Raw genomic sequence first — 20,098 nt, forward strand, 5'->3', positions numbered from 1 at the left:
AGCGGCTTCGACCTGCCGCAAACTCCAGTACAGCAAATACAAGTGACCGATCCATATGAGTAAAAACGATTTTTCCGCTCACACACCGATGATGCAGCAGTACTGGAAACTGAAGAACCAGCACCCCGACCAGTTGATGTTCTACCGCATGGGCGACTTCTACGAGTTGTTCTATGAAGATGCCAAGCGCGCGGCCGCATTGCTGGACATCACCCTGACCGCCCGCGGGCAGTCGGCGGGGCAGGCCATCCCCATGGCCGGTATCCCCTTCCACGCCGCCGAAGGCTATCTGGCACGCCTGGTGAAACTCGGCGAGTCGGTGGTGATCTGCGAACAGATCGGCGACCCCGCCACCAGCAAGGGGCCGGTGGAGCGCCAGGTGGTGCGCATCATCACCCCCGGCACGGTGAGCGACGAAGCGCTACTCGACGAGCGCCGCGACAACCTGCTGGCCGCCGTGCTCGGCGACGAGAAACTGTTCGGCCTGTCGGTGCTGGATATCGCCAGCGGCCGTTTCAGCGTGCAGGAACTCAAGGGCTGGGAAAACCTGCTGGCCGAACTGGAGCGCATGAGCCCGGCCGAACTGCTGATTCCCGATGACTGGCCACAGGGCCTGCCGCTGGAAAAACGCCGCGGCGTGCGCCGCCGCGCGCCCTGGGACTTCGACCGCGACTCGGCGCACAAGAGCCTCTGCCAGCAGTTTTCCACCCAGGATCTCAAGGGCTTCGGCTGCGAAAACCTGACCCTGGCCATCGGCGCCGCCGGTTGCCTGCTGGCCTATGCCAGGGAAACCCAGCGCACCGCGCTGCCGCACCTGCGCCGCCTGCGCCATGAACGCCTGGACGAAACCGTCGTGCTCGACGGTGCCACCCGCCGCAACCTGGAACTGGATACCAACCTCGCCGGCGGTCGCGACAACACCCTGCAATCGGTGCTCGACCGCAGCCAGACCGCCATGGGCAGCCGCCTGTTGAGCCGCTGGCTGCACCGCCCACTGCGCGACCGCGCAGTGCTGGAGGCACGCCAGGGGTCCATCGCCTGCCTGCTGGAGCACTACCGTTTCGAGTCGATCCAGCCACAACTCAAGGATATCGGCGACCTGGAGCGCATCCTCGCGCGCATCGGCCTGCGCAACGCCCGCCCGCGCGACCTGGCGCGGCTGCGCGATGCCCTGGCCGCCTTGCCGCAACTGCAGCAGGCGATGCAGAACCTGGAAGCACCACACCTGCTGCAACTGGCCGGCAGCATCCGCACCTACCCGGAGCTGGCCGAACTGCTGGCACGCGCCATCATCGACACACCGCCGGCGGTGATCCGTGACGGCGGTGTACTGAAGAGCGGCTACGACGCCGAACTGGACGAACTGCAATCGCTCAGCGAGAACGCCGGCCAGTACCTGATGGACCTCGAGACCCGGGAAAAGGCCCGCACCGGCCTGGCCAACCTGAAGGTCGGCTACAACCGCGTGCATGGCTACTTCATCGAATTGCCGAGCAAGCAGGCCGAATCGGCGCCCCCCGACTACATCAGGCGCCAGACGCTGAAGGGCGCCGAGCGCTTCATCACCCCGGAACTGAAGGCGTTCGAAGACAAAGCACTGTCAGCCAAGAGCCGCGCCCTGGCACGTGAGAAGCAGCTCTACGAAGCACTGATCGAGCAACTGATCGAGCACCTGGCGCCGCTGCAGGAGTCCGCCGTGGCGCTGGCGGAGCTGGATGTGCTGAGCAACCTGGCCGAACGCGCGCTCAACCTCGACCTGAACTGCCCGCGCTTCACCGAACAGCCCTGCCTGCGCATAGAGCAGGGGCGCCACCCGGTGGTCGAGCAGGTGCTCGACACCCCGTTCGTCGCCAACGACCTGGGGCTGGACGACGACACGCGCATGCTGATCATCACCGGTCCGAACATGGGCGGCAAATCCACCTATATGCGCCAGACCGCACTGATCGTGCTGCTGGCGCAGATCGGCAGCTTCGTGCCGGCCGCCGCCTGCGAGCTGTCGCTGGTGGACCGCATCTTCACCCGTATCGGCTCTTCCGACGACCTCGCCGGTGGCCGCTCGACCTTCATGGTCGAAATGAGCGAAACCGCCAATATCCTGCACAACGCCACCGACAGCAGCCTGGTGCTGATGGACGAAGTCGGCCGCGGCACCAGCACCTTCGACGGCCTGTCGCTGGCCTGGGCCGCCGCCGAACAGCTTGCGCGCCTGCGCGCCTTCACCCTGTTCGCCACCCACTACTTCGAGCTGACGGTACTGCCGGAGAGCGAAGCGGTGGTCAGCAACGTGCACCTGTCGGCCACCGAGCACAAAGAGCGCATCGTCTTCCTGCACCACGTCCTGGCGGGGCCGGCCAGCCAGAGCTACGGCCTGGCGGTGGCGCAACTGGCGGGCGTACCGGAGGAAGTCATTCGCCGCGCCCGCGACCATCTGTCACGGCTGGAGAGCAACAGCCTGGCCCATGAATCGCCGAAAATGGCGCCCGGCCAGGCAGCAGCGCCGATGCAAAGCGATCTGTTCGCCAGCCTGCCACACCCGGTGATCGAAGAACTCCATCGCACCGACCCGGATGAAATGACGCCCCGGCAGGCGCTGGAACTGCTTTATAGCCTGAAAAAACGTATCTGAGGGCCATGCCCTCAATGTTGCTGGAAAGCGACGACCGGATACGGCCATAAAGCCGGAGAGAGCGCTGAAGACTGGACGAAAAAGTGAACACCACACTTCGTCCAGCCGCCAGCGCTCTCTCCGGCTCTTCAGGCTTTATGGCCCCCGCCTGCAAGGAGATCGACGGGGGAAGGTAGCCAGCCTGACAGATGCGAATTCGACGCAATAATGCAGCTAACCCAAAAGTCAACAGCCTGCACATGAAAGCTGCTAGAATCGCGCACATTTTTTGGATGGGCGGTATGCCTGGTGCCGCCATACCACTGTCGTGCCAATCGACACGCCTGAGGAGATAGCTAGAAATGACCTTCGTCGTCACCGACAACTGCGTCAAGTGCAAGTACACCGATTGTGTGGAAGTCTGTCCGGTGGACTGCTTCTACGAAGGCCCGAATTTCCTGGTGATTCACCCGGACGAGTGCATCGATTGCGCTCTGTGCGAACCCGAGTGCCCGGCCCAGGCCATCTTCTCCGAAGATGAAGTGCCGGACGATATGCAGGAATACATCGAGTTGAACGCCGAACTGGCGGAAGTCTGGCCGAACATCACCGAGAAGAAGGATTCGCTGCCCGATGCCGCCGAGTGGGATGGCGTCACCGGCAAGATCCAGCATCTGGAGCGCTAGGGTCCGCGTGATTGACCAGATACCTTTGTGGGCGGCCCCGCAAACGGAACCGGCCACAAAGGCGATGCCGGCAAGCCTGCCGAGGCGCGATGGCACCGGCGAAGATGACTAGCAATCCGACCATTGCGCCGCGGCGAAGCGGTCGGGGCCCTAGCGTTCTCAGACCCTGCTCAATATCTCGCGGGCTAGAGCCCTGCAAGGCAAAAACAGGCGGAAAAGCGCAGTTTACAAATAGTAAATGAGCATTTTGAGCCTGTTTCTGACACAGCAGGACCGACGCGCAACAGATCGTGAACAGGTTCTCAGACCTTGTCCACGCCCTTCTTCAACGCATCCTTCGCGCCGCCCTTGAGCTGTTGCGCCTCCCCCTTGACCTCTTGCTGCAGCCCCTCATCCTTCAAGCGATCGTTGTCGGTTGCATCGCCAATGCTCTGTTTCACCTTGCCGATGACTTCGTTGGCCTTGCCCTTGATCTTGTCGCCAGTGCTGCTCATAAGAACCTCCAGTCGTTGAGTACATGCCTGGAAATTGACCGGGCCGGCGCCTCAAGAGTTTCCATTTCCCGAGGAACGGTCACGCCGGCGCATGAGCCGCTCCAACAGTGGGCGCCCGGCCAGTTGCAGGAACACCGGGGCCCCGGCGATCAGGTAGAAGTGATAGGTGACGAAACGCCAGATCAGGATGGCCGCCGCACTGGTGGACTTGCCGACCATCGGTGCCAACAGCGCCGCCGAGGCCAGTTCGGCGCTGCCAGCGCCACCGGGCAGCAGGCTCAGGTGCCCGGCACCGAGGGCCAGCATCTGCACCAGGAAGCTCCAGCCCCAGTCGATCTGTCGCCCCAGGCCAAGCAGGGTCAGGTACAGCACGCTGTAGCGCAGCAGGCCATGCAGCACGGTCAGCAGGAAGACGCTCAGTAGCAACAGGCGCGGCAGGCCCAGGCTGGCGCGCAAGGCATTGCGAAAGCGCAACAGCATCCTGGCCCAGCGCCAGCGGCGGCGGCGCCCTACCCCCAGGCGCGCCAGCAGTACGCCGGCGCTGCGGAACAGCCCAAGATGAAAGCGCGCCAACAGCCCCAGCAACGTCAGCACAACCAGCATGAGCGCCAGGCTGCCGCCCAGCAGATTGTCCATGAAAGGCGTCAACGCATGGGTCAGGCCATAGACCAGCACGCCCAGCATGGCACAGGCGAAGAACAGCAGATCGCTCAGTTGCTCCACCGCGTAAGTGGCGGCGCCCTTGGCTGGTGCCACGCCCTGGCGCGCCAGCAGCACGGCCAGGGTCACCGGCCCTCCGGCACCGCCCGGCGTGGCGCAGATGGCGAACTCGGTGGCCATGACGATGGCCGTCGCCCGCCCCTGCCCCAGGCTCTTGCGCCCCAGCAACAGGCGCAGGCGCAAGGCATTCAGGCTCCAGCCCAGCACGATCATGGCCAGCATGCCCAGCAACCAACTGAGGGGAAAGCGGCGCAAATGCCCCAGCGACTCGCTGCCGCCCAGCAGCAGGGGGATCAGCGCGGCGGCGATCAGGGCCGCCAACAGTATCCATCCACCGCGGTTCATGGCTGCCGGCGCAACCAGTCGAACTTGGTCAGTGCCTGGCGTCCATCCGCCAGCTCCTGGCGCAGGACCCGCAACCAGTAGTCGCGGGAGAAAGCGTGGCGCATATCCACCGGGTGCAGCCCCAGCCGCAGCCCGGGCGAATGGGCACAGCGCCGTCGCGCCGATTCGCTGTTGAGCCACGACAGCCCGCGCCGCCAGCCACTGCGGGCACTCCAGACCAGGCCTGGCGCCGGCAGCCGCTGGAAATCCGGCAGGCGGTACAGGCAACCGGGTGCGCTGCTGTAGGACAGCCCGCTATCGCGCAAGGCCCGGCGCGTGCCCTCACTCATCAACCAGGCCGGCGCCACGAAGCCGTGCAGGGGCCAGACGAGTTCCCGGAACAGTTCGATACCCCGCTCCAGGCGCTCGCGGGCCGAGGCCTGGTCACGCCCGTAGAACTCGCCCTCGTGGGTGTAGACGCGGCGCATGAACCAGTCCACCGGGGCGCGCGGCGCCGGCCCCTCATCGGCATGGTGAAAACCGTGCAGCACCAGTTCGTCGCCCCGCTCGAGACGCGACGCCAGCATCCGGCAGAAATCGGGATACTGGCGCAAGGGATTGCGCCGATGGAAATCCGGCACCACCAGCCAGGTGATGGGTATTCGCCCCAGGGCATCCACCCGCGCCACGAAAGGCTGGTAGTCCCGCCAGGTTTCCGGGGCCACGTCGTGCAGCACCAGCATCAATGCGCGCTCAGCCATGGGCGGCCACCGCCGACTCGGCATACCCGGTCACGGCCCGGTAGTGGACCAGCAGGCCGGCGATGACCGCATCCCAGGCATAGTGGGCCTCGACATGCAGGCGCGCCTGCTCACCCATGCGCCGCACATCGGCCTCGAACAGCTCCCGCACGGCCCGCGCCATGTCCTTCGCATCCAGCGGCCGGCAGAGGTTGCCGGCATGCGCGGGAACCAGTTCCGGCAGTGCCCCGGCACGCGCCGCCACCACCGGGATGCCACAGGCCATGGCTTCCAGCGCCACCAGGCCGAAGGTCTCCTGGTTGCCCGCGTGCAGCAGCACGTCACTACTGGCCATCAGCCTGGCGACCTCCACGGCCGGGCGAAAGCCATCCATGACCGTGACATTCTCCGGCACCCGTCGTGGCATGCAGGAGCCGACCAGCAGCAGGTGATAGGGCCCCCCCAGCTCCCTGGCCACCTCCAGCAACACGGGCAGGTTCTTCTCGCGCGACCCGCGCCCGGCGAAGATCATCAGGCGCGCGCTATCGTCGAGCCCCAGTTCGGCGCGCAACCGCTCATCGCGCCAGCGCGGATGGAACACCTGCAGGTCGACCCCCAGCGGCCGGACGTGAACATTGCGCACGCCAAGGCCGAGCAGTTTGTGCGCCATCACATGGCTTGGTACCAACACCCGGTCGAAGCGGCCATACAGGTTGGCAACATAATGCTCCAGCCGCTCGCCGAGCCAGTCACCGCCACGGTTGCGCGCCAGCAGGGGCAGGTCGGAATGATAGAAACCGATCACCGGTACATCCAGGCGGCGCCCCGCGTCCAGCGCCGCCCAGGCCGTCATGTAGGGATCGCCGACCTCGATCAGGTCCGGATTCAGGCTGCGCAGCAGGTTGCGCCAGGGGGAACGCCGCAGCGGGAAACGGTAGCCCTTGCCGAACGGCAACAGCGGCGCGGGCAGTTCGTAGATGCCGCCTTCCTCGCCATAAGCGGCGCCCGGCACCAGGACACTATGGCGAATACCGGGATAGTGCTGCAGGCGCCGGTGCTTGGCTTCCAGATAGGTACGCACGCCGCCGCTGGCTGGCGCATAGAACATGGTCATGTCAACGATATGCAAGGCACTGCTACTCCATTGAGTCGGTGCCATGGCACAAGCCACTGGCCGCTCACACAGAAAGAATCTGTAATGATTTCAATGGACCCCCGCCGCCGGCAGTCGTTCTGCCCATATGTCACAAGACTGTATGGAACGCCTTGGCGTGGGGTGCGCCGGGATAACTGCGATCATTGCGGTGCGCACGGCGCATCCTGCGCACCACGGCGATAGCCGATCGGCCCCGGGCTATTTCGCCTCGAGCGCCGCCAGCCACTCGGCGTACAGATGCGTCTGCTCCGGCTCCAGGCCGAGACGCTGCATATGTTCCAGGTGCTGGTCGATCTCATGCACCATCGGGTCGATACCGCCGGGGTTGCCATCCAGCCGGCACATCTGCATCACCCCCAGGTGGTAGAAGCGCAGCAGTTTCAGCGCATGCGGCTCATCCCGCGCAACGGCCTCCCTGATACGGTGCATGCGGTTGGTCACCCGCATCAGGTTGCGCTTGAGGCGCCAGCCGTACACGGCGGGCGCCATCCAGGGGCGGGGCCAGAAGACCAGGCGGACCAGCGCCACGCTCAGCACCAGGCCGGCCAGCACGCCCGCCAGGTTCAAGCGGAAATTATCGCCCCCGGGCGTACCGAACAGTTGCACGCCCAGGGTCGACAGCCCCAGCCCCAGGCCAGCGAAGATGACAACAACCAGCAAGGTGATACGGCGTGTCTGTTGCCGATAGCGCTGTGGCTCCATCGGCTGGATTTCGAAAAGCGTCACGGCAGTTGTCTCCTTGCAGACGATAAGTGCAGGCTCAGTCCGACAAACGCCGGGACTGCCACCAGATGGTCAATGCCAGCGCGGCCACCCACAGCACCTGGACACCATAGTTGAGCCGCTGGTAAAGCCCGAATCCCTGCCCGGCCTCGACGGCCTGCGCCATCAACGGCATGGTCAGCACCGCCAGCATCACCGCCGCCACCGACAACAGGCTCAACACGCGGCTGCCGAGCAGCTTCTGCGCCAGGAAGATCCAGATGAAGCTTGCCAGCAGCAGACTCAGGAACATCACGAAACCGGCCAGGTTATGCAGGTTCTGGCTGCTGGACGGCCGCTCCAGCGAGCAACCGACATCGCACGCGTAATAGCCCGTGGCAAAGCTGGCCAGCCCGTGCAGCATCACGAGCACGGCAGTCGCACGCGACCAGAGGTTGCCGAATTGCAGCCACAGGGCCAGACCAAAGAGAACGAACAACACCCCGAGAGGGTAGTTGTTGATCAGCGGGGAAATACCATGGGTGGGGGCACCCAACGCTCCCAGCTCGCTCATGGCCTGGTCCACATGGCTGTAACCGGGATACAGTGCGCCGGCCAGCATGACCCCGAGCGCCAGCCAGAATGGAATCAGAACCCCCGCCATAAAACCGTATTTGCGCATGTCCCCTCCGTCGTTATCGTTAATGCATTGAATCGCCAGGCGGCCGTTCAAAACCTCGCAAACCAGAGCCTGCTCTTAACGCAGCAGGCCAGACTTAGAACAGGCTCTCACGCCCATGCCTTTCAGCGTCTTTGCAAAGGCCGCGTTCAAGCCACTGTCGCGAACGATCTGGATATCCGCGCACCTGGGTCCCCGCCTTCGCGGGGACGACGGTGGGGGACCTCTCGCTTCTCCCTGCTTCCCCTACCCCTGTCCTTCCCGCGAAGGCGGAATACACGCAATGGTGGTAGCACTCCTGCCTTGCCGGCAAGCATGGTTCTCACGCCTCAACGCTTGCCCATTGCTTGCCCAAGCGCTTCTCGGACACCGGCATCTTCGTGCCCAGTTGCTGTGCGAACAGAGAGACACGGTACTCCTCCAGCATCCAGCGGTACTGATACAGCTCAGCATCACGCCGACCTTCCTTCGCATGTTTTTCCAGGCGCGCCTGGTATTGCTGCCAGCAGGCAGTCAATTCGCCCGCCCAGACACGGTCCCTTTGCACCTGCGAGCCGACCTTGTCCAGGCGCTGTTCGATGGCCTTGAGGTAGCGAGGAAACTCCTTCAGCCACTCGGCCGGGGTATCGCGGACGAAGCCCGGATAGACCAGGTTCGCCAACTGCTGCTTGATATCGTTCAGCGCCACCGCCTGGGCCAGGTCGATACGGCCCTTGAAGCGCTTCTGCAGGCCGTGCCATAGCTTGAGTATCTCCAGCACCAGGCGCGCCAGTTGCCCGGCCTGCTCGCTCCAGTCGCCACGCCGGCGTTCGGCGAGGGTGGCCAATGCACCGCCTTCGCGGGGCAGCTCATCGAGACCGCTGAGGATGCAACTGTCCAGGCTGGCCAGCAGGAGGTCCTCGACCAGTGCCTCCACCCGGCCCAGCTCGCGATAGAGCAGGCCAAGCTCCGTCAGCCCTGGCAGGCGGCCGCGCAAGTGCTTGGCCTGCTCGGCCAGTTGCTGCAACAGCAGCCGCTGCAAGGCGCGGCGGTGCTGGAAGTCCGCTTCGGCACGGGTCGGAAAGCGGCCCTGGTGGACCTCGCCCTTCTCCTCCACCAGGGCCGGGTAGACCGTCATCGACAGCCCCGCGACCTGGTGTTGCGCCTGTTGCTGCAAGGGGGCGAATGCCTCGGCCTGTACCCGCTCCTCACTGGTGCGCTTGCCGGGCGTGGCCAGGGCGATCCGCCCGTCGGCGGCGAAACGCGCCGTCAGCTCGGACAGCTCGCGCCCTTCTCCCAACGGCCTGCCTTCGCCGTCGACCACCTCGATATTCATGCGCAGGTGGCTGTCGAGCTGCTGTTCGGCCTCCTGCCAGGCTTCTTCCGGTACCCGTACGCCGGTCATGCGCAGCAGTTCCTGCCCCAGCGCCTGGGTCAGGGAGGCGCTGGCGAACGTCACCCGCGCCAGGGCCGCCTGGACGAAATCCGGTACCGGCACGAAATTCTTGCGCAGGGCCTTGGGCAGGTTGCGCACCAACGCCACGCACTTGGCCTCCAGCAAGCCCGGCACCAGCCAGGCCAGGCGCTCGGCGGGCAATTGCGGCAACAGCGGCGCCGGCACACGGACCGTCACTCCGTCGCGCGGATGATTCGGCTCGAAGTGGTAACTCAGCGGCAATTGCAATTCGCCGAGCTGCAACTGATCGGGGTACTGCGCCGCCGTCACTTCCCTGGCGTCGCGGGCCAGCACATCGGCCTCGCTCATCACCAGCAATTGTGGGTTGCCGGCGCTCTCGCGCTTGTACCAGTTCTCGAAACGGGCGACCTGGCAGATATCCTCCGGCAGGCGCGCCGCGTAGTAGGCGTAGAGGGTTTCCTCGTCGGCAAGGATATCGCGCCGGCGTGCCTTGGCTTCCAGCTCGTCGAGGCGCTCCAGCAGGGCGCGGTTGGCACTGAGCGCCCTGGCCTGGCTGCGCATCTCGCCGCGCACCAGGCCCTCGCGGATGAACAGGTCGCGGGAAACCAGCGGATCCACCGGCCCGTAGTGCACAGGCCGGCGCCCGACGACGATCAGGCCGTAGAGGGTGATCTGCTCGTAGGCCACCACCTGGCCGCGCTTCTTCTCCCAGTGCGGCTCGAAGTGGTTCTTCTTGATCAGGTGGCCGGCCAGCGGCTCGATCCATTCCGGTTCGATGCGGGCGACGATCCGCGCGAACAACTGGCTGGTCTCCAGCAGTTCCGCCGCCATGATCCACTGGGGCTTCTTGCGCCCGAGCACACTGGATGGGTGCACGCGGAAGCGCCGCTGGCGGGCGCCCAGGTAGTCGCCCTCCTCGGTCTTCTGGCCGATCTGGCTGAGCAGGCCGGAGAGAATCGCCTGGTGCACGGCGGCATAGCCGCGCGCGCGCTGCGCCGCCTCACCGGCCTCGGCCTGCTGGCGGGCGATGGCGTTGAGCTTGGTATCCTTGGTCAGTTGCGGGGCCGCATGGGTATCGCTTCGCTCAACCCATCCTACCGCTGCGGCAGCACTCGGGCGCTGCGCATCCCGCGAATGGCTGTCGCCCAGCCGCAACTCGCGGGCGATCAGCACCAGTTGCCGGTGCGCATCGCGCCATTCGCGCAGGCGCAGGTAGTTGAGGAAATTCTTGCGGCACCAGCTTCGCAGCGCATTGCTGCCGAGGGCCTGGCGCTGTTCTTCGAAACCGCGCCAGATATTGATCAGCGCGGCGAAGTCGGAATCCGGGTCCTTCCATTGCGCATGGGCCTGGTCGGCAGCCTGCTGGCGCTCCAGCGGCCGCTCGCGCACGTCCTGCACGGACAGCGCGCTGGCGATCACCAGCAGTTCCTCCAGACTGCCCAGGCGCGCGCCTTCCAGCAGCATGCGGCCAAGCCGCGGGTCGATCGGCAGGCGCGCCAGTTGCCGGCCGAGGGCGGTCAGCTCGCCCTCGCGGGTCACCGCCGAGAGTTCCTGCAGCAGGTTGAAGCCGTCGCTGATGGCGCGCCCATCCGGCGGCTCGATGAAGGGGAAGTCCTCGATACGCCCGAGGCGCAGGTGCAGCATCTGCAGGATCACCGCCGCCAGGTTGGTGCGCAGGATTTCCGGATCGGTGAAGGCCAGGCGCCCGAGGAAATCCTCCTCGCTGTAGAGGCGGATGCAGATGCCCGGCTCGACCCGCCCGCAACGGCCCTTGCGCTGGTTGGCGCTGGCCTGGGAAATCGCCTCCACCGGCAGCCGCTGCACCTTGGCGCGATAGCTGTAGCGGCTGATGCGCGCGGTGCCGCTGTCGATCACATAGCGGATGCCGGGCACCGTCAGCGAGGTCTCGGCGACGTTGGTCGCCAGCACGATCTTGCGCGCCGGCAGCGACTTGAAGATCTTCTGCTGCTCCGCCGGGGTCAGCCGCGCATACAGCGGCAGTACTTCGGTAAAGCGCAGGTTGGCCTTGCGCAGCACCTCGGCGGCATCGCGGATCTCGCGCTCGCCAGGCAGAAATACCAGCACGTCGCCCGGGCGCTGGCCGACGCTGCGCTCATGGGCGGCGATCTCGTCCAGTGCGGCGAGGATGCCCTGGTCCACGGTCAGGTCGTCCTCTACGCGGTTACCCTCCTCGTCCACTTCCTGCGACAGCGGCCGGTACCAGGTTTCCACCGGATAGGTGCGCCCGGACACCTCGATGATCGGCGCATCGCCGAAGTGTTCACTGAAACGCTGCAGGTCGATGGTCGCCGAGGTGATGATCAGCTTGAGGTCGGGGCGGCGTGGCAGCAGGGTCTTCAGGTAGCCGAGCAGGAAGTCGATGTTCAGGCTGCGCTCGTGGGCCTCGTCGACGATCAGCGTGTCGTACTTTTCCAGGTAGCGGTCATGGGCGGTTTCCGCCAGCAGGATGCCGTCGGTCATCAGCTTGACCAGCGTACTGTCCTTGCTCTGGTCCTCGAAGCGCACCTGGTAGCCGACCAGTTCGCCCAGCGGCGTACCGATTTCCTCGGCCACCCGCGTCGCCACGCTGCGCGCCGCCAGCCGGCGCGGCTGGGTATGGCCGATCAGGCCGTGCACACCGCGCCCCAGTTCCAGGCAGATCTTCGGCAACTGGGTAGTCTTGCCCGAGCCGGTTTCCCCGGCGATCACCAGCACCTGGTGTTCGAGCAGCGCGGCCTTGATTTCCTCGCGCTTGGCGGCGATCGGCAGGCTGTCGTCGTAACGCATCGGCGGCACGCTCCGGCGCCGCGCCTCGACCCTGGCCCGCGAGCGCTCGAAGCGCTCCAGCCACTGCGCCAGGCGCGCCTCGTCCGGTTTCTTGCGCAACTCCAGCAACTGCCGGCGCAGGCGATGGCGGTCGCCGCTCGCCACCTGGGAAAGGTTGTTCAACAGGTTGTCGAGCTGGGCGGCGATGGCGGGCGTGGCTTCAGTCATGGTGATCCGGAGGTGGACAATATAGGCGGAATAATCGGTTAAGACGGTCGTGCCATGTACTCAGAAGAGCCGAGAACAGCGCTGGAGGCTTGAGACTGGACGACGCGCCGTCCGTTGCCTGCTGGAGACGGAGCTTTTACCTCCAGTTTCCAGCCCCCAGCGCTTTTATCGAAGGCTTGAGCGCATGGCGCGATTGCCCTGGGAATCGGTGCGCGTGGCGCACCCTACGCCTGGGCGGCGGCGACGATCAACGCCTTCATCTCGCGCACCGCCTGCGGGAAGCCGACGAACAGCGCATGGGCGACGATGGCGTGGCCGATGTTCAGTTCGTTGATGCCTTCCAGCGCGGCGATGGCCTGGCTGTTGTGGTAGTGCAGGCCATGCCCGGCATTGACCACCAGCCCCAGTTCGCGCCCCAGCGCCACGCCCTGGCGAATTCGCTGCAGCTCGGCGGCTTGCGCCTGCGGCGTCTCGGCATCGGCATAACGCCCGGTATGCAACTCGATGGCCGGAGCACCCAGGCGCCGCGCCGCCTCGATCTGCGCCGGCTCGGGGTCGATGAACAGCGATACCTGGCAATCCAGCCGCGCCAGGCGCTCGATCGCCGCCGCCACCCGTGCCTCCTGCGCCAGCACATCCAGGCCGCCTTCGGTGGTCAGCTCCTGACGCGTCTCGGGGACGAAGCAGGCATGCGGCGGGCGAATCTCCTCGGCGAACGCCAGCATCGCCTCGGTGATGCCCATTTCGAAGTTCATGCGCGTCTGCAACACCTCGCGCAGCACCCGTACATCACGATCCTGGATATGCCGGCGATCCTCGCGCAGGTGCACGGTAATGCCGTCGGCACCGGCCTGTTCGGCATCCAGCGCGGCCTTGACCGGGTCCGGGTAGCGCGTGCCGCGCGCCTGGCGCAAGGTGGCGACGTGATCGATATTGACACCGAGCAGGATAGGTCTGGCTTCAGCCACGGGGTGACTCCTTGATAGACATGAAAAGTTCGCGGCTGACCAGCGGCCGCCCGCCGAGATGAGGGGCCAATGCCTGGCGCATCAGGCGCTTGGCCGCTCCCAGGGCGCCCTCGCTGGCCCAGTCCGCCTCGGCCATGGAGAGTAACAGAGCGCCCTTGAACAGGCCTGGCTGGAACTGCTGGACCGCCTCGAATCCGGCGTCCGGCTGCAACCGGTAGAAAGACTCCGGCGCGACCGGCAGGCCATGGATATCGCGATCCAGCGCGAAGCCGTAGCCCAGCTCGCACAGCAGGCGCCACTCGAACGCCCGCAGCAGCGGCTCCAGCGGCCGCCGCGCGGCCAGGGCCAGCAGGCTGCCGCGGTACAGCTCGAACAGTTCGGGATGGGCATCTTCCGCCGGCAGCAGGCGCGTCAGCAACTCGTTGAGATAAAGCCCGCTGAACAGCGTATCGCCCTCCAGCCAGTGGGCGACCCCGGCCGGCTCCAGGCGGGCGACCGTCTTCAGTTCATGGCGCCCGCGAAACTCCACCTCCAGCGAGATGAACGGCCGCGCCAGGCTGCCCGCCTTGCCTCGCGCCCCACGCAATACCGCGCGCAAACGGCCCTGCGGCGTGAGGAAATCCACCAGCGCGCTGCTCTCGCGATAGGGCCGGCTATGCAGGACGAAGGCGGGAACAAGTGTTGTGCTCATAAATACCCTGGAACACCGCCATACCCATGCAGTGCGTAGGATGGGTCGAGCACAGCGATACCCATCATTAGATGGCTGACGATGGGTATCGTCGCCATGCTCCTCAACCCATCCTACGCGCTGGAGGCTGGATAGCCTGATGTTCGCCCTTTTCGCTCTTCGTTCAGCCTCCAGCCAATAGCGCTCTTACTATCGGCGTTGCGGCTTTCAGTTGTAACCCAGCGAATGCAACGCCCGCTCGTCATCCGACCAGCCACCCTTGACCTTGACCCAGAGGTTGAGCATGACCTTGGAGTCGAACAGCACCTCCATATCCTTGCGCGCCTCCTGGCCGATACGCTTGATGCGCTCGCCCTTGTCGCCGATGATGATTTTCTTCTGTCCGTCGCGCTCCACCAGGATCAGCGCATGGATATGCAGCACATGCCCCTGCTGCTTGAAGTCCTCGATCTCCACGGTGATCTGGTAGGGCACCTCGGCACCGAGCTGGCGCATGATCTTTTCCCGCACCAGCTCGGCGGCCAGGAAGCGGCTGCTGCGGTCGGTGATCTGGTCTTCCGGGAAGAAGTGCTCGCCTTCCGGCAACCGCTCGGCCACCAGTTGCTCCAGCAGCTCCAGGTTCTGCCCGTGCTGGGCGGAAACCGGTACGATCTCGGCATTCGGCAATTGCGTCGCCAGCCACTCCAGGTGCGGCAGCAGGTCGCCCTTCTCGTCGAGACGATCGACCTTGTTGACCGCCACGATCAGCGGCCCCTCGACGTACTGCACGCGCTCCAGCACCAACTGGTCCTCTTCGGTCCAGCGCGTGCGGTCGACCACGAAGATCACCACGTCGACATCCTTCAATGCGGAAGACGCGGTGCGGTTCATATAGCGATTGAGCGCGGTTTCGCCATTCTTGTGCAGGCCGGGGGTGTCGACATAGACCGCCTGCACGGCGCCCTCGGTCTTGATCCCCAGCATGTTGTGGCGCGTGGTCTGCGGCTTGCGCGAAGTGATCGCGAGCTTCTGCCCGAGGATATGGTTGAGCAGTGTCGACTTGCCGACATTCGGCCGCCCGACGATGGCGACATAGCCACAACGGCTCACGGATGCATCAGTCATTGGCATTCTCCACGCCGAGGGCAACCAGTGCGGCTGCCGCGGCAACCTGTTCGGCGATGCGCCGGCTGGCGCCCTGCCCTTGTGTCTTGTCGCCCAACAATACCACCTGGCATTCGACGAAGAAGGTGCGGCAGTGCGGCTCGCCCTGGATATCCACCACCTCGTATTTCGGCAGTTCGCCACCGCGCGATTGCAGGAACTCCTGCAGGCGGGTCTTCGGGTCCTTGTTAGTGTCCACCAGCGTCAGGCCCTGCAGCTCGTTGGCCAGCCAGGCCAGCACGCGGTCCCGCGCGGCTTCCATACCGGCATCCAGATAGATGGCGCCAATCAGCGCCTCCAGGGTATCGGCCAGGATCGACTCGCGGCGGAAACCGCCGCTCTTCAGCTCGCCGGAGCCGAGCCGCAGGTAATCGCCCAGTTCGAAGCCACGCGCCAGTACGGCAAGCGTCTCGCCCTTGACCAGCCGTGCGCGCAAACGCGACAACTGCCCTTCGCGGGCCTGGGGGAAATGCTTGAACAGGGCTTCGCCGGCGACGAAATTGAGAATGGCATCGCCGAGGAACTCCAGCCGCTCATTGTTGCGGCCAGCGTAGCTGCGATGGGTCAGGGCCAGTAGCATCAGCTCCTGGTCCTTGAATTGATAGCCGAGCTTGCGCTCGAGACGGCTCAATGAATTGCTCACGACATCCTTAGGCGGTATTTCCGATCAAAATGCGCTGCCCGTTACCACGGGTAGCGTGCGCTTGGGTCTTCCCCTCTCCCGCCAGGGGAGTAGGGCTGAATGCACGCCGGTCGAATGAACGCCGCCGGCAAAGCCCCTCTCCCCTCGCGGGAGAGGGGTTGGGGAGAGAAGGCCTCGGATCAATGAATCAGCCCGACCCGCGAGAACGACGGCAGGCTGCTCAACTTGGGCTCTCCCCAACTCATCCATACCGCGAACGCCTTACCGACGATATTGCGGTCCGGCACCATCCCGGCCATTTCCGGCTCGCCGCTCACGCTCTGCCAGTAGCGGCTGTCGTTGGAGTTGTCGCGGTTGTCGCCCATCATGAAATAGTGCCCGGCGGGTACTGCCCACTGCCGCTCGGCTTCGACCCGGTAGCGGCTCATTTCCTTGCGGATCAGGTGTTCGGCCTCGCCCAGGCGCTCCTGGTAGAGCATGGCGCTGCCGAGGCTGCCGGGCTCCTCGCCAACCAGGGTTTGCGCCACCAGTTGGTCATTGACGTACAGGCGCTTGTCACTGGTGTAGCGCACCACGTCGCCCGGCAGGCCGACCACGCGCTTGATGTAGTTGATGTTCGGATCGCTCGGGTAGCGGAACACCATCACGTCGCCACGCTTGGGATCGCTGACCTCGATGACCTTGGTATCCGCCACCGGCAGGCGAATGCCATAGGCGAACTTGTTCACCAGGATGAAATCGCCGACTTCCAGGGTCGGGATCATCGAGCCCGAGGGGATCTGGAACGGCTCGACCAGGAAGGAGCGCAGCACCAGCACGATCGCCAGCACCGGAAAGAAGGACTTGCCGTACTCGATCAGCAACGGCTCCTTGTTCAGCTTCTCCAGTACCTGCGGGTCGGCCTCGCCAGTGGCACCGCTCTCGTAGCGGGCGATCGCCGAGCGCCGACGGGGCGCGAAGAACAGCAGGTCGGCCAGGGCCAGGGCACCACAGATCGCCACGGCGAGGACCAGCAACAACGGGAAATTGATCGACATATCAGCTATCCACCTTCAAAACCGCGAGGAAGGCTTCCTGTGGAATCTCCACGCTGCCTACCTGTTTCATGCGCTTCTTGCCCGCCTTCTGCTTCTCCAGCAGCTTGCGTTTACGGCTTACGTCACCACCATAGCACTTGGCCAACACGTTCTTGCGCAATGCCTTGACCGTGGTGCGCGCCACGACCTGCCCGCCGATGGCGGCCTGGATCGCCACATCGAACATCTGCCGGGGAATCAGCTCCTTCATCTTCTCGGTGAGGACGCGGCCCTTGTAGTGCGAATTGTCCCGATGCACGATCAGTGCCAGGGCATCGACCTTCTCGCCGTTGATCAGCACATCCAGCCGGACCAGGTTGGCCGACTGGAAACGCTCGAAACTGTAGTCCAGCGACGCATAGCCGCGGCTCACCGACTTCAGGCGGTCGAAGAAGTCCAGCACCACCTCGCTCATCGGCAGGTCGTAGCTGACCTGTACCTGCGAACCGAGGAACTGCATGTCACGCTGCACGCCGCGCTTCTCGATGCACAGGGTGATGACATTGCCCAGGTGATCCTGCGGCACCAGGATATTGGCGCGCACGATCGGCTCGCGCATGTCCTCGATGGAAGACAGGTCCGGCAGCTTGGACGGGTTGTCGACGTAGATCGTCTCGCCGTTCTTCAGCTTGAGCTCATAGATCACGGTCGGCGCGGTGGTGATCAGGTCGAGGTTGTACTCGCGCTCCAACCGCTCCTGGATGATCTCCATGTGCAGCATGCCGAGGAAGCCGATACGGAAGCCGAAGCCAAGGGCGTCGGAGCTTTCCGGTTCGTATTGCAGCGCGGCGTCGTTGAGCGTCAGCTTCTGCAGGGCCTCGCGGAAATCCTCGAAATCATCCGAACTGACCGGGAACAGGCCGGCGTAGACCTGCGGCTGGATACGCTTGAAGCCCGGCAGTACCTCGACATCCGGGGTAGTGGAGAGGGTCAGGGTATCGCCGACCGGCGCGCCGTGGATGTCCTTGATACCGGCGATGACGAAGCCCACCTCGCCCGCCTTGAGGTCGGCGGTTTCGCTGTGCTTGGGGGTGAAGACGCCGACGCTGTCGACCTGGTGCAGCTTGCCGGTGGACTTGACGAGGATCTTGTCGCCCTTCCTCACCCGCCCATGCTTGACCCGCACCAGCGACACCACACCCAGGTAGTTGTCGAACCAGGAGTCGATGATCAGCGCCTGTAATGGCGCGTCGATCTCGCCCACCGGTGGCGGGATCACCTTGACCAGGCGCTCCAGCACGTCGAGCACGCCCATGCCGCTCTTGGCGCTGCACGGCACCGCATCGGTGGCATCGATGCCGATGATATGCTCGATCTCCTCCTTGACCCGCTCCGGCTCGGCCTGGGGCAGGTCCATCTTGTTCAGCACCGGCATGACTTCCAGGCCCTGCTCGATGGCGGTGTAGCAGTTGGCGACCGACTGCGCCTCGACGCCCTGCCCCGCATCCACCACCAGGATCGCGCCTTCGCAGGCGGCCAGGGAACGGCTCACCTCATAGGTGAAATCGACGTGGCCGGGGGTGTCGATGAAGTTGAGCTGGTAGGTCCTGCCATCCTGCGCCGGGTAATGCAGCGTGACGCTGTGGGCCTTGATGGTGATGCCGCGCTCGCGCTCGAGATCCATCGAGTCCAGCACCTGAGCCTCCATTTCGCGCTCGCTCAGGCCACCGCATATCTGGATGAAACGGTCAGCCAGGGTCGACTTGCCGTGGTCGATATGGGCAATGATGGAAAAATTGCGGATATGACTCAGGTCACTCACAGCTCTAGCACTCGAAAAGATCACAGGCAGAATGCCCGCCGAAAATAGCCGGTGAGTTTAACTGATCGGCTTTTGGTGCGCTATGGCGGAGCGAAGGGGCGGGAAAGCGGCAGGGTCGGTGAGCGCCCCTTCCCCTGCGGAGGATAGCCTTCAGTTCACTCGTCCCCTGCGTCTGTCAGCGGTGCGCCATCCGGAAATAGCGATGTGATCGCTTCGATCACTTTATCCATATGCTCATCGAGTCCAATCCAAAGAGGTAGCCGCACCAGGCGCTCGGCGAGATCCCGGGTAACCGGCAACTCTCCCTGTTCACGCCCGAAGCGCCTCCCCGCTGGAGACGAATGCAATGGCACATAGTGGAATACGGCGTTGACACCCTGCTGCTTCAGGCCCTCGATGAAACGGGTGCGTTCCGCCAGGTCCGGCAAGAGGACATGGTACATGTGCGCATTGCCACGACAGCTTGCAGGCAGGCATGGCCTCCGTAGCCGGAAGTTGCGCTCGAGTGGAGCCAATGCATGGTGGTATCGATCCCATAGCGCCAGGCGAGCCTGCAGGATTTCATCCGCTGCCTCCATCTGCGCCCATAGGAATGCTGTGATCAATTCCCCCGGCAGGTAGCTGGAGCCCAGATCCTGCCAGGTGTATTTATCCACTTGCCCGCGAAAGAAGGCGCTGCGGTTGGTGCCTTTCTCGCGAATGATCTCCGCACGTTCGACCAGTTGGGGGTCATTGACCAGCAACGCCCCACCCTCGCCGGAGATGAGGTTCTTGGTTTCGTGGAAGCTCAGGCAGGCCAAATGGCCGATGGAGCCGAGTGGCAGCCCCTTGTAATACGACAGGATAGCCTGCGCCGCATCCTCGATCACAATCAGCCCGTGGCGCTGGGCGACCGCCATGATCACGTCCATCTCGCAGCCGACACCGGCATAGTGCACCGGCACGATGGCACGTGTGCGCGGCGTGATGGCGGCCTCGATCAGTGTTTCGTCGATGTTGAGCGTATCGGCCCGAATATCGACGAAGACCGGCGTCGCGCCACGCAGTACGAAAGCATTGGCGGTCGACACGAAGGTATAGGACGGCATGATCACTTCGTCGCCGGGGCCGATGTCAGCCAGCAGTGCGGCCATCTCCAGTGCCGCGGTGCAGGAGTGCGTCAGCAACGCGCAGGCAGCCCCGGTGCGCTGCTCCAGCCACTGCGAGCAACGCCGTGTGAAAGCCCCGTCGCCGGCCAGGTGGCCATTGGCATGAGCCTGCGCGATGTAGCCGAGCTCCTTGCCGGTCATGTAGGGTTTGTTGAAGGGGATCATCTG

At 64.7% G+C, this 20,098-nt stretch carries 16 protein-coding genes; 2 read left to right on the forward strand and 14 right to left on the reverse strand.

Annotated features, from left to right (window positions below; all coding sequences use genetic code 11):
- Nucleotides 1-55 precede the first annotated feature (55 nt).
- Entirely contained in the window at nucleotides 56-2,629 is a 2,574-nt protein-coding gene (mutS, locus tag DNJ95_RS12580; protein WP_131185079.1) for a DNA mismatch repair protein MutS, read from the forward strand.
- A gap of 341 nt (nucleotides 2,630-2,970) precedes the next feature.
- On the forward strand, nucleotides 2,971-3,294 hold the full coding sequence (gene fdxA / locus DNJ95_RS12585) for a ferredoxin FdxA (RefSeq protein WP_131185080.1): 324 nt from the start codon (nucleotides 2,971-2,973) through the stop codon (nucleotides 3,292-3,294).
- A 302-nt stretch (nucleotides 3,295-3,596) separates the two neighbouring features.
- On the opposite strand, the gene DNJ95_RS12590 is transcribed toward fdxA, so the two are convergent.
- The 14 genes from DNJ95_RS12590 to rffA form a co-directional block, all read right to left on the reverse strand.
- Nucleotides 3,597-3,788 carry a CsbD family protein gene (locus DNJ95_RS12590; RefSeq protein WP_131185081.1) on the reverse strand — a complete coding sequence of 64 codons (192 nt, stop codon included), beginning with the start codon at nucleotides 3,786-3,788 and terminating at the stop codon, nucleotides 3,597-3,599.
- A 51-nt stretch (nucleotides 3,789-3,839) separates the two neighbouring features.
- Nucleotides 3,840-4,853, reverse strand: a complete 1,014-nt coding sequence (locus tag DNJ95_RS12595) for a glucosaminyl phosphatidylglycerol flippase (protein WP_131185082.1) — start codon at nucleotides 4,851-4,853, stop codon at nucleotides 3,840-3,842.
- Entirely contained in the window at nucleotides 4,850-5,593 is a 744-nt protein-coding gene (locus DNJ95_RS12600; protein WP_131185083.1) for an N-acetylglucosaminyl phosphatidylglycerol deacetylase, read from the reverse strand. Before DNJ95_RS12600 ends, DNJ95_RS12595 begins: the two co-directional genes overlap by 4 nt.
- Entirely contained in the window at nucleotides 5,586-6,701 is a 1,116-nt protein-coding gene (locus DNJ95_RS12605) for an N-acetylglucosaminyl phosphatidylglycerol synthase (protein WP_131185084.1), read from the reverse strand. Before DNJ95_RS12605 ends, DNJ95_RS12600 begins: the two co-directional genes overlap by 8 nt.
- Nucleotides 6,702-6,926: 225 nt before the next feature.
- On the reverse strand, nucleotides 6,927-7,454 hold the full coding sequence (locus DNJ95_RS12610; protein WP_131185085.1) for a DUF3087 family protein: 528 nt from the start codon (nucleotides 7,452-7,454) through the stop codon (nucleotides 6,927-6,929).
- A 34-nt stretch (nucleotides 7,455-7,488) separates the two neighbouring features.
- A complete protein-coding gene (locus DNJ95_RS12615; RefSeq protein ID WP_131185105.1) occupies nucleotides 7,489-8,112 on the reverse strand; it encodes a DUF998 domain-containing protein in 624 nt (207 codons plus the stop codon).
- Nucleotides 8,113-8,431: 319 nt separating this feature from the next.
- The gene (gene hrpA, locus DNJ95_RS12620; RefSeq protein ID WP_131185086.1) at nucleotides 8,432-12,499 is read right to left on the reverse strand and encodes an ATP-dependent RNA helicase HrpA; all 4,068 of its coding nucleotides are present in this window, start codon (nucleotides 12,497-12,499) and stop codon (nucleotides 8,432-8,434) included.
- 224 nt (nucleotides 12,500-12,723) lie between these two features.
- Entirely contained in the window at nucleotides 12,724-13,467 is a 744-nt protein-coding gene (gene pdxJ, locus DNJ95_RS12625; RefSeq protein WP_131185087.1) for a pyridoxine 5'-phosphate synthase, read from the reverse strand.
- Complete coding sequence (recO, locus tag DNJ95_RS12630) at nucleotides 13,460-14,158, reverse strand: DNA repair protein RecO (RefSeq protein ID WP_131185088.1); 699 nt, start codon at nucleotides 14,156-14,158, stop codon at nucleotides 13,460-13,462. Before recO ends, pdxJ begins: the two co-directional genes overlap by 8 nt.
- Nucleotides 14,159-14,365: 207 nt before the next feature.
- On the reverse strand, nucleotides 14,366-15,268 hold the full coding sequence (era, locus tag DNJ95_RS12635; protein WP_181953390.1) for a GTPase Era: 903 nt from the start codon (nucleotides 15,266-15,268) through the stop codon (nucleotides 14,366-14,368).
- Complete coding sequence (rnc, locus tag DNJ95_RS12640) at nucleotides 15,255-15,944, reverse strand: ribonuclease III (protein WP_131185090.1); 690 nt, start codon at nucleotides 15,942-15,944, stop codon at nucleotides 15,255-15,257. Before rnc ends, era begins: the two co-directional genes overlap by 14 nt.
- A gap of 179 nt (nucleotides 15,945-16,123) precedes the next feature.
- Nucleotides 16,124-16,981 (reverse strand): signal peptidase I, encoded by an 858-nt coding sequence (gene lepB, locus DNJ95_RS12645; protein ID WP_131185091.1) that lies wholly within the window; start codon nucleotides 16,979-16,981, stop codon nucleotides 16,124-16,126.
- A gap of 1 nt (nucleotide 16,982) precedes the next feature.
- Nucleotides 16,983-18,782, reverse strand: coding sequence for a translation elongation factor 4 (lepA, locus tag DNJ95_RS12650; protein ID WP_131185092.1), 1,800 nt, complete (start codon nucleotides 18,780-18,782; stop codon nucleotides 16,983-16,985).
- A gap of 155 nt (nucleotides 18,783-18,937) precedes the next feature.
- Nucleotides 18,938-20,095 (reverse strand): dTDP-4-amino-4,6-dideoxygalactose transaminase, encoded by a 1,158-nt coding sequence (gene rffA / locus DNJ95_RS12655; protein ID WP_131185093.1) that lies wholly within the window; start codon nucleotides 20,093-20,095, stop codon nucleotides 18,938-18,940.
- Nucleotides 20,096-20,098 lie beyond the last annotated feature (3 nt).

Source organism: Stutzerimonas kirkiae (assembly GCF_004327335.1).
Classification (GTDB): Bacteria; Pseudomonadota; Gammaproteobacteria; order Pseudomonadales; family Pseudomonadaceae; genus Stutzerimonas; species Stutzerimonas kirkiae.